The organism is Chryseobacterium sp. Leaf180, assembly GCF_001424585.1.
In the GTDB taxonomy this organism is placed as follows: domain Bacteria; phylum Bacteroidota; class Bacteroidia; order Flavobacteriales; family Weeksellaceae; genus Chryseobacterium.
In genome coordinates, this window is record NZ_LMPJ01000004.1 from 1 (window position 1) to 10,129 (window position 10,129).

At 31.2% G+C, this 10,129-nt stretch carries 13 protein-coding genes; 11 read left to right on the forward strand and 2 right to left on the reverse strand.

Annotation, left to right across the window (positions count from 1 at the left end; genetic code table 11):
- Positions 1-182: phage integrase N-terminal SAM-like domain-containing protein (locus ASG01_RS07490; RefSeq protein WP_131725334.1), on the reverse strand; the 182-nt coding region annotated here is incomplete at its 3' end.
- A gap of 153 nt (positions 183-335) precedes the next feature.
- Here ASG01_RS07490 and ASG01_RS16195 point away from each other — a divergent pair.
- From ASG01_RS16195 to ASG01_RS07540, 11 genes are all read left to right on the forward strand, one after another.
- Complete coding sequence (locus ASG01_RS16195; RefSeq protein WP_238584522.1) at positions 336-830, forward strand: tetratricopeptide repeat protein; 495 nt, start codon at positions 336-338, stop codon at positions 828-830.
- 137 nt (positions 831-967) lie between these two features.
- Positions 968-1,114, forward strand: coding sequence for a hypothetical protein (locus ASG01_RS16200; protein WP_238584523.1), 147 nt, complete (start codon positions 968-970; stop codon positions 1,112-1,114).
- 155 nt (positions 1,115-1,269) lie between these two features.
- The gene (locus ASG01_RS07500; RefSeq protein ID WP_055862332.1) at positions 1,270-1,818 is read left to right on the forward strand and encodes a hypothetical protein; all 549 of its coding nucleotides are present in this window, start codon (positions 1,270-1,272) and stop codon (positions 1,816-1,818) included.
- Between the two features lie 172 nt (positions 1,819-1,990).
- A complete protein-coding gene (locus tag ASG01_RS07505) occupies positions 1,991-2,827 on the forward strand; it encodes a hypothetical protein (RefSeq protein ID WP_055862334.1) in 837 nt (278 codons plus the stop codon).
- Positions 2,828-2,995: 168 nt separating this feature from the next.
- Positions 2,996-3,616, forward strand: a complete 621-nt coding sequence (locus tag ASG01_RS07510; protein ID WP_131725335.1) for a hypothetical protein — start codon at positions 2,996-2,998, stop codon at positions 3,614-3,616.
- Between the two features lie 157 nt (positions 3,617-3,773).
- Complete coding sequence (locus ASG01_RS07515; RefSeq protein WP_131725336.1) at positions 3,774-4,322, forward strand: hypothetical protein; 549 nt, start codon at positions 3,774-3,776, stop codon at positions 4,320-4,322.
- 147 nt (positions 4,323-4,469) lie between these two features.
- Entirely contained in the window at positions 4,470-4,769 is a 300-nt protein-coding gene (locus ASG01_RS07520) for a hypothetical protein (RefSeq protein WP_055862338.1), read from the forward strand.
- Positions 4,770-4,918: 149 nt separating this feature from the next.
- Entirely contained in the window at positions 4,919-5,476 is a 558-nt protein-coding gene (locus tag ASG01_RS07525) for a hypothetical protein (protein ID WP_055862340.1), read from the forward strand.
- Between the two features lie 843 nt (positions 5,477-6,319).
- The gene (locus ASG01_RS07530) at positions 6,320-7,288 is read left to right on the forward strand and encodes a hypothetical protein (RefSeq protein WP_055862342.1); all 969 of its coding nucleotides are present in this window, start codon (positions 6,320-6,322) and stop codon (positions 7,286-7,288) included.
- A gap of 182 nt (positions 7,289-7,470) precedes the next feature.
- Entirely contained in the window at positions 7,471-8,547 is a 1,077-nt protein-coding gene (locus ASG01_RS07535; RefSeq protein WP_082498322.1) for a serine hydrolase domain-containing protein, read from the forward strand.
- A 168-nt stretch (positions 8,548-8,715) separates the two neighbouring features.
- On the forward strand, positions 8,716-9,219 hold the full coding sequence (locus ASG01_RS07540) for a hypothetical protein (RefSeq protein WP_055862347.1): 504 nt from the start codon (positions 8,716-8,718) through the stop codon (positions 9,217-9,219).
- A 44-nt stretch (positions 9,220-9,263) separates the two neighbouring features.
- Here ASG01_RS07540 and ASG01_RS07545 read toward each other — a convergent pair whose 3' ends face one another.
- Positions 9,264-9,812: an IS110 family transposase gene (locus tag ASG01_RS07545; protein ID WP_055862349.1), complete on the reverse strand. Its 549-nt coding sequence runs from the start codon at positions 9,810-9,812 to the stop codon at positions 9,264-9,266.
- Between the last annotated feature and the right edge of the window lie 317 nt (positions 9,813-10,129).

The following is a 10,129-nucleotide window of genomic DNA, read 5'->3' on the forward strand; positions in this document are numbered from 1 at the left end:
TTTTCGACAAGCCAGACAATAAAATCTTCAAGTTGCTGTTGGGTTATATCTTCCGGTTTATGTTTGGAAGATAATTTAAGAAAATAGCTGAGATGCGAAGCGTAGGTTTTAATACTTTTCTCGGCATATCTCTGCATGCGGAGGATCACTATGAATTGATCTGTCAGATTTTCATTCATCATATCATTGCGTTTATCCAACAATATTCAATATTTAATCAACTAATAAACAGAATCTTACATAAAATATATAAAAGAATAGGCGCAACATTATATATTCAGTATTTGCGCAATGCGTAGATTTGGGTGTTATATGATATGCTAAACAAAACGCAGATGAAATTACAAATCCTATTTTTTCTTTCAATTACAGCTTGTCAATTTGCATTTGGACAAAATGCTGACAAGTTAAATCAACAATCAAAAGAACTTATACAACAACAAAAATTTAGTGAGGCTTTCCCTATATTGAAGAAATCAGCTGAACTTGGTAACGCTGAAGCTCAATACAACTACGGAAATTTTTTACAGAATGGAACTGCTGGAATTAAAAATGATAAAGAAGCTGTTGACTGGTATAAAAAATCGTCTGATAACGGATTTAACGATGGGCATTACGCTATGATGATGGCTTATGGTAACGGACAAGGAATTGAACAAAATTCTGAAAAAGCTTTTGAATACGCACTAAAATGTGCCAATAACAATGATGCTACTTGTATGTGGAATGTTGTAAACTGCTATTTGACAGGAAATGGAGTAAATGCGGATATTTCAAAATTCAAAGAATGGATTTTAAAACTTGCAAAACTTCCTAACCCAGAAAACTAGCACTCAGTGGAAATATAACTTCTGCAAGATTAGAATTAGCTAATTTTTACAAAGCCGGAAAATATTTTGAAAAAGACAATTATCAAAGTTATCTATGGTATTTAATCTACAATGAATATAAAGTCGATTTCAGTATTTTGAAACAAGAAGAAGTTGTTACGGAAATTAAAGAACTTGAAAAAAGTTTATCTAAGAAACAAATAGAAAATGCACCGACAGATGCAGAGAAATTATTAGGCAGAAAATTGAATAACATTGACAAACTCTATAAAAATTCACTCTAAAAAGCACATCATATAACAAGGGTTTTGCGATAGTGGGGCGAAACAGCAAAGTTCAACGGTATTTCTTCGATTGAACTTTCGTGCAAAATTGAAGATTTGTGCTTCGATTGCCCCACCATCGCCAAGCCCCGAACCGTTACCAGCAATTATAAAAAATGAGCGTAAATAAAAGACTTTTAGAACAAAAATCAAATCAAGAATTAGAAAAATATATTGAAATTGGAAATAGATTTGTTCCCCAAGCAAATTTGTATGCTTATGAAATTTTGAAATCTCGGGGAAGAGAATTTACAGACGAAGAAAGCGAAAGAATAATGTCATTAATTAATAAAAATAACAAAAACAGTGAAACAATTATTCACAAAAATCATAAGAAATCTTCGGACTTAATTTATCTGTCCGGAGCGTTAGGAATTGGTAATTTAATCTGGACTTATGAAACTTTGGATAATGGAATGAAAATTTTTATTGCCTTATTTTCCCTTGCCTTTGTTTTTGGAATAGGATATTTAGTAAGTAAAGGAACAGAGTGGATTAAATATGTTCTCTTAGTAATTTTGATTTTGGGACTTCTCGGGTTTCCGTTTATAATTGCAAACTTAAAAAATGAACCTGTTGTAGGAATAATTAACATTGTTCAAACAGTTTTACAAATTTGGGCATTAGTTTTATTATTTAAAATTCCGCAACTTGAAAAACAATAACTGCTGGTAACAAGGGTTTTGCAATAGTGGGGCAAAACTGCAAAGTTCAACGGTATTTCTTCGGTTCAACTTTTGTACAAAATTGAAGATGTGCGCTTTGATTGCCCCACCATCGCAAAGCCCCGAAACGTTGGTGGCAATGCTATAGAAACAATCGTTAACAAAAAACTTTATGACAAAAATTAAACTTTCTTTTCTTGTTTTGACTCTTGCACTTTTGACAAGTTGCGATTTTATCAAAGACAGTTTTACTTTCAAAGACAAAACCGAAGCATTTGTTGAATCTCTTATGAAAAAAGATTATGACAAATGTATTTCTCAGATGGCATTAGAAAGTGAAATGGGTAAAAATACAAATATTGACACTTTAAAGTTAGGTTTAGACCAATTTAGAAGTTTAGTTGAAAGAAATTTCGGCAATAATAAGTTTGAATATTCACTTATGAAATCTGAAAAAAAACGTTCAACAATCGAAAGTCAAAACACGCCACCAAATACAACACTTGCACTAATCGAGTTTTCTAACGATAAGGAATTTGGCGTTTTTCAAGTTTTATTTGACGACAAATCAAAGAAAATATTGAATATAAATACACTTGAAGTAAAAGCACCTAAACCGAATATGTTATTATTTTGGTTGTTCGGACTTTTACCATTGACAGTTTTAATTTTTAATATTTTTGTAATTAGAAAAATCAAGAAAAGTACATTGACAAAAAAATGGTTGAAATATTTAGCTGTAATTCTTCTCAATGTGCCAGCAATTTCTTACGCAGCAGTTGAGGGACTTTCTTTCAAACTTTTAAATTTTCAAATTCTATTTGGAGTAAGTTTTAGCGCAATGGGTTATCTTGGTTCTATTTGGACATTTGGAATTCCTTTGGGTGGAATTTATTGGTTATGGAAGCTTAAACAAAGAAAAGATGCAGAAATTTTTGACACACAAATTGAGAATTCTTATACAGGAAGCCAATTAGACAACACAGAAAACGAAACGAAAAGCACCTAAGAATAAACGAACGAAAAACAAGCACTGCCACCAACAAGGGTTTTGCAATAGTGGGGCGAAACTGCAAAGTTAAACGGTAGTTCTTCGATTGAACTTTTGTACAAAATTGAAGATTTGTGCTTCGATTGCCCCACCATCGCAAAGCCCCGAAACGTTATGTACAATGCTATGAAAACACCGTCACAAAAAGAGATTATAGATTTTTTGAAAGAAAATATTGAACCGATAAATGATGAGTTTTTTGGAGACGGTTATCGTGCTTCTGCCACATTAAAAGATGGGACATATTTACCTTGCGTAATATTTAGAAATCCAACTAAAACTATAGATATCGCAATTAAAAGATTTAAGGAAGAACAATCAGGAAATGGAATTTTTGCGAATAAATCAAAAGGATTTGGTTATAGAGAAATTGTAAAAAGTTTCGTTACCAAGGGAAATTGTGTTAATGATTACGAAATCAACGAAGTAGATACAAGTAGATTTAGCGTCCCTTTTGAAACTTTGAGAAAAATTAATGGCGAAACTGCAATGAGTTGGACAGCGTTTGTTGCAGAATTCAATGACGGACGAAAATTAAGTTTTGGAACAACTTGGAGTAATGAATTTTTTGATTTACCAGAAGACTATGAATTTAATAATATCTCAAAAATTTATAGTGGTTATTATCTTTCGAAATTAAATGAATTAGTTCCACATAAATCTTTAAAACAATTTGAAGAATTAGAAAATTATCAAAAAATTTACAGAGAAAGGCAATTTTTTGAATGTTACATTGAAAATCTCTGAATTAAAAAAAGCACTGTACATAACAAGGGTTTTGCAATAGTGGGGCGAAACTGCAAAGTTCAACAGCAGTTCTTCGGTTCAACTTTTGTGCAAAATTGGAGATTTATGCTTCGATTGCCCCACCATCGCAAAGCCCCGAAACGTTATGCGGCATTCTATGAAAACAATCCGCACATTTTTTACATTTATATTAATTATCTTTTCTTCGACGATAATTGCAAGCATATTTGGTATAATTAATAATCAAATTTCATACACTATTTCAAATGAATTTTTTGAATATTATCTATTTGGAAATTTTGGAACTAATAATTTAAATATATCAAATAAAAGAATTGAAGCATCTATTGTTGGAATAATTGGAACTTATTGGGTGGGTTTAATTATAGGATTTATTTATGCAATAATTTTTTTATTTTTAAAGCATTCTAAAAAATTGGAAAATATTTACCTGACAATATTAATAAATATAGCGTTTGCAATATTGGGCAGTTTAATAGGTTTTCTAATAGCGAACTTTTTAATTGGTTGGGAAAATTCAGGAGTTTTTATTGATTTTGGAATTCAACATCCACAAAATTATGTTAATGCCGCATATATGAATTCTGGGAGTTATTACGGTGGATTTATCGGATTAATTTTTGGAATTATTTACTTATTGAAAAAAGATGGAATCAAAATATTGACACGAAAGAACGCCGCATAACATCGGTTTTGCAATAGTGCGGAATTTTCGCAAGTTTAGAGATTATAGAGATTTTGAAGTTTAGTTTATAATAGAAAGATTTATCATATTAAGCCGCACCATCGCAAAGCCGCAAAACGTTATAGGCAAGCTTAAAAGCGAGACACGATGCTAGATTTTTACATCATAAAAGACGACCAAGCAAAACCAAACCACCCTGAGCAATTAGGACTTGAGTTTGTTGGTGGACTTGACGACAAAACATTTGACAATTTGCAGAATAAAGGAATCATTGACAGACGATTTGACTATTACTCAGATTTCAGATTAGGGACTTTGCTAATTAAACAAATTCGACAAACTGTTATTCAAAAGCAATTACAAGCTGACACTGACGTAAAAAAGTTAACTCAATTATTTGACACTGCTGATAAAAAACAAAGCGGACTAATTGCTTATGGAGACTAAAAAGCCAGCCTATAACAGCACATTTGCAATAGGCGGGGTTTCGCACTCCGCAGACAGTTTAGTGATAGCCGAAAATTCTGTACTCCGAATAAACATTAGTGGTAAAAATCCCGCCCATCGCAAATCTGCAAAACGTTAGCACCAAGCGTATGACGACAGAACGACACATAAAACTCGGACGACAAACAGCACTAATTTCATTCTTGCTTGGAACAGCTATTTTCGGACTTTACTTCTTGACTTCTTCGTTTGAACTACTTTTTCTTGGTTATGGCTTTATCGCATTGACAGGTCTGATAAACGTTGGGATTTTAATTTCTATTTTAGTTAAAGCCAGCAAGGACAAAGACAACAGAAAAAAACTATTTACGACTTGTGGACTTATGTTGCTTAACATTCCAGTAATGCTTTTTTATTGCTGGGTAGCTATGATTTTGCTAAACACGATGAGAATTACTTTCACAAACTCGACACAGACAACTTTGACAAACATAAATATCATTGGCTGTGGCGGTGGACAAATTGACAAATTAAAAATTGGAGAAAGTGAAACGGTTTGGGTTGACATAACTGGCGACTGTTCAATAAGCATTGACTATTTATCCAACGGGCAAAAAAAAGAAGAAAGTGTTGCGGGCTATGTGACGAACAGTATGGGTCAGAAAATGAAATATAATATTGGCGGACAAAACGAAGAACAATTTTGACAACAAGACAACAAATATTAACGGTGGATAAAACGCCTGGTGCTAACATCGGTTTGGCAATATGGCGGGTTTTGTGCTAAATTCAAGTTTACTTTTTCGATTGAAATTTTGTGCAAAGTTGAACTTTTGTGCTTCGATTGCCGCCACATCGCCAAGCCGCGGGACGTTAGCAGAAAGTTTATCCAACATTCCGCATAAAACTAAATACTATAAAAATTGAATATGAAATTAATAAAGAAATTATTTGAAAAATTCAGATTTGACCTTATAGGATTAGTAATTTCAATAATTCTAATTTTCTTTATTTATGATTCAATCACATATTTCGGCTTCATTGAATCTAAATATAAAATAAATAAAATATTCACCATAATCTCAATTATTGTTTGGACTTATTTTTCTGTTATTTTCAATTTCTTATATCGGATTTATTTTCTTAATGGAATCATCTCAAATAGAATCTGAATATAAACATTTAACTCGGCATTTAAAAAACGTCAAAAAATCAGCAATTTTTATGTTAATTACAAATATTTTTTGGACATACTTAATTTTTATTTTTAACTATGAAATTATAAGTTTTAATAATAGAAATACTTTACTCCTATTTCTTATTCCGACATTTTTAAATCTATTTATGATTTATTTTTATATAAAATCGAGAAATGAGTTAAAAAAAACCTTCTGCTAACAAGGGTTTTGCGATAGTGGGGCGAAACTGCAAAGTTCAACGGCAGTTCTTCGGTTCAACTTTTGTGCAAAATTGAAGATTTGTGATTCGATTGCCCCACCATCGCAAAACCCCAAAACGTTGCCTGCAATGCGTCCAAAACGACTAACAAAATGAAAAAAACATTATATTTAATCATAACCATTTTATTTATAAGCTGTAACGCAAAGACAGAAGATAAAAATAATGTGAATATAACAGAACCAAAAACTCAAGAAAAACCTATTGACGAAATAAAAAACATTGAACAAAATGGAAAATCTTTTTATGAGTGGTATTTCAAAAATGACTTTCCAAATTGTGGAGTCATCAAAGATAAAAATGAAAAATGCTTAATTGATACTATCGGTTATTTTAAATCATTAAGAAAATTAGGATCTATTTCTGAAAAATTTATTAATAAAGAAAAACAAAGATTATTAAGCTGCTCAGAATTTATTTCTACAATTGATTATTCAGATTACGAAAATGCTGAAGCTTACGATTATGACCAATATTGTGGAGATTTCTATTATATGTATTGGATAAAAAGTCAAGAGCCGCCAAGTAGTTTTTCAGTAAAAAATATAAAAAAAATTAATAATAATCTTGCAACTTTAGATATTTATGAAAATTATGGTGAAAAAGACGAGCCGCTATCAAAAATATTTTTAGAAAAAGAGGACGCTATTTGGAAAATTATTGAAATAAAATTCATAAATCGTGAAGAATACAAAACAGAAAAAATTCTAATTTATAGAAAGTGGAAGAATACAATAGTTACTTTACATATTAGTGAAGGAGGTTTAGCATTTGAATACCACGGACAATGTATGTATTTCTATCCTATAAAAAAAATTAGTGAAAATGAGTTTGAAATGATATGGTCAAACAATATGGATTGTTCATTTGACAACGGAACAAGTAACACATTTAATTTAAAAGATTTTCCAACAATAGGTAAACCATTTGCTAAATTCAAACTAAAAAATGATATTCTTTACGCCGAATACTATTATAAAGATTGGGTAAAGAAATACACTCAACAAGTGGCAGAAAACGTATTTACTTCGAAATATTTTATAAAAAATGAAGAAAACTAACCGAATAAAAGCACTGACAGGCAACAGCCGTTTGGCTAGATTGGGGTTTTAGGCTTAATTTAAAGATGGTTTTGTGTCTGGAAAATTTGTCTTTAACCGAAAAATCCCGCATGTTTATTCCCCAACCTCGCCAAGCGCCAGAACGTTACCTGCAAGCTTATTAAAAATCGTGTATAAATACAATGAATATCAAGTTATTTTATAAAATTTCTGTCATAACTTCTATGACTTTATTTTCTGCAAATCTGAAATCTCAAACAACTCAAAGTAAAGAATTATCAAAATCTTTTTTTCAAGAATTTACTAAAAAAATAAATGATTCTATTCCAAGTATTGGTTCTTTTATCGTTTCAAAAAATGGGAATGTTATTTATGAGCAATATTTTCACGGAACTAATAAAGAAACTATTTTTAATGTAAAGTCTGTGACCAAAAGTGTAACTTCTGTTTTAGCAGGAATTGCAAGAGACAAGGGAATGCTTCCTGATTTAAAAACACCTGTTTTGAAAATACTTCCCGAATATGATATTCCAAGAAGTAAATTCAAAAATATTTCTAATATTGAAGGAAAAATGCAAAATGACTCCATCAGAAAAACTGTTACATTAAGGCACTTAATGACAATGCAGGGAGGTTTTAATTATACGGAAAATAGCCAAATCTCTACTGCAATGGGGTTTTCTTCTGACCCCGTAAAATTTATGTTGGAATTACCATTTGAAGAATATCCTGGAGATACATTTAATTATAGTTCTGGAGAAACTTATGTTTTTGGGGCTTCACTTTCTCGAATAGTAAAATCTAGCTTAAAGGATTTTGCTGATAAAAATCTATTTGAACCATTATCTTTAAAAATTGACAGATGGGATACTGATGTTTTGAATACAAATTTAGCAGGTTCTGAACTTTTTATGAAACCAAATGATATGCTAAAATTTGGAACTCTAATCTTAAATAAAGGAAAAATAGGAAATAAACAAATTGTTTCAGAAAAATGGATTGAGGAATCTACTGCAGAACAAGTAAAACTAGATTCTTGGGACGTTTTGCCAAATGCAAACGGATATGGATATTATTGGTGGAGAAGAAAAACAAATGGACATCAAGCTATTGTTGCTGTTGGTTATGGTGGACAAATTATTTGTATTGTGCCTGATTTAAAAATGGTAATTGTTGCAACTTGTCTTCTTGGAGAAAAAAATAGAGGACGCGTTGAATTGAAAAAATTACATAGTTTTATTGATGAAATAACAAAATAAAAGAGCCTGCAGATAACAAGGGTTTGGCAATAGCAGGCGGAAAGTCAAAAGTTAATGTTTTGTGCTTCGGTTGAAATTTGTAGTTTAGTTGAAAGTCTCAGCTTCGATTGCCCCACCATCGCAAAGCCCCAAAACGTTATCTGCAAGCAAATACAAAATTCCGCATAAATGAAAGCGATTCCATTTTTTTTAGTTTCAATGATTTTATTTTCTTGTAATAATTCTGAAAATACTTCAAATTCCAACGAATATTTTTATGGCTATTTTGGAAATTCTAAAAATAACCAGAATATCCATTTAACAATAAAAACTCGCTTTGATGAATGTGGAGAATGGGGAGGTCATACTGAAAAAATAACAGTTTTTAATAAAAATGATAGTAAAAAACTTTTTGCAAAATATGAAGAAACTGACTACGATTGTAGTAATGGGAATCAAAATCCCAAAATTGTAAAAAGTAAAGAAAATGAAATCAAAGAAAATGAAAAAAATGGTATTAGAATTTATTTAAAAAAACTTGTGGAATTTAAATCTAATTCATTTGTTTCTGGAAACTCAGGAATATCTTATTCTGCTGTTGCTCAAGATTCAACATTTATTATTTATTCATACAACAATGATGACGATTGTAAAAAAGCCTTTAAAAAATTAAAATCCAGTCTGAATTTATAAAAATTGCCTGCAGATAACATGAACTGTGTAAAAAACCAAACATTTTAAGCACTTTTTGCCATAAAATTATCTTGATACATTATTTTGTTTTTTACCACCCCAAATACAATCTTGAGCAGCTTGTTGCACACCGCAATGACAGCTGCTTTTTTGTTTTTTCCTCTTTCCGCTAAACGGTCAAAAAGTGCTTTGCATTGAGTATTGGTTTTCTTGGCATTTAAGGCGCACATGTACAGAATATGCCGCAGCTGTTTTCCGCCTTGTTTACATATTCGAACCCGCCCCCGGATGCTGCTTCCGCTCCTATATTCGGTGGGACTCAGGCCTGCATGTCCGCGGAGTTTTCTAAATTGCATCAACCCTACTGAATTGACAGCAGTCTTAACCTCCGATACAGTAGGCTCATTTTCCCAGGGAATAAAAGAACTTTCTTTTAGAATATTGTATAACCTTTTACTGGCAACCTCCCTAAACAAGACCGTCGAGATTGGATTGGTTTTCATTTCTTCTGCATCTTTAGCGTATTTGTTATCCTGCTGCCAATATTGAACAACAATATTAAGTGCTTTCAAATATTCTTTTTTACTGATCATAATAATGCATTATACAGTGATAAATTTAGCATTAGTTTTTAAAGGAAAGATCAGTATTAAAAAAATAATCAGCTAGATTTTTTTCCTATTTATTTCCTATACTGAAAACAGCGTGACAAAACTTTTTATTTATTTAAAATCTAAATCCCTGTAACTTTAGTACGTTTCCCCATTGTCATTATAAAAAGCACTTATCTTTTTAGCATGTTATAATAAAATTTTACTTTATTTGGAGACCGTATTCGTTATAATAAAACAATAATTTAACCGCATGAAATTTCTCATTTTTCTCTCGATCTTTATAACATCTCTCCTGT